1 protein-coding gene is annotated in these 234 nt (G+C 62.8%); it reads right to left on the reverse strand.

The window, feature by feature from the left end; translation table 11 throughout:
* Positions 1–234, reverse strand: a 234-nt coding sequence (locus tag EOD29_RS35155; RefSeq protein ID WP_164764111.1) for a substrate-binding domain-containing protein, incomplete at both ends; no start/stop codon positions are given.

Consider the following 234-nt stretch of genomic DNA (forward strand, 5'->3'; position numbering starts at 1 on the left):
GTTTTCCTTGGTTGTCAGCGTGGCATCCAGGAGCTGGACCGGCGGCACCTTTTCTCCGGCGACAAGCTTGGCGGCATTTTCAACCGCATCGCGGCCCATCTTCTGCGTCTGCTGCGTCGCAGTCACGTTGAAGACACCTTTGCTGAGGGCTTCGAGCGCTGCGGTGTCGCCATCGAAGCCGCCGACCACGATCTTCTGCGACGGATTGGCGACCTTGATCGCCTGGGCGGCGCC

Origin of the sequence: Mesorhizobium sp. M1A.T.Ca.IN.004.03.1.1, from assembly GCF_003997555.1 — a bacterium.
Classification (GTDB): domain Bacteria; phylum Pseudomonadota; class Alphaproteobacteria; order Rhizobiales; family Rhizobiaceae; genus Mesorhizobium.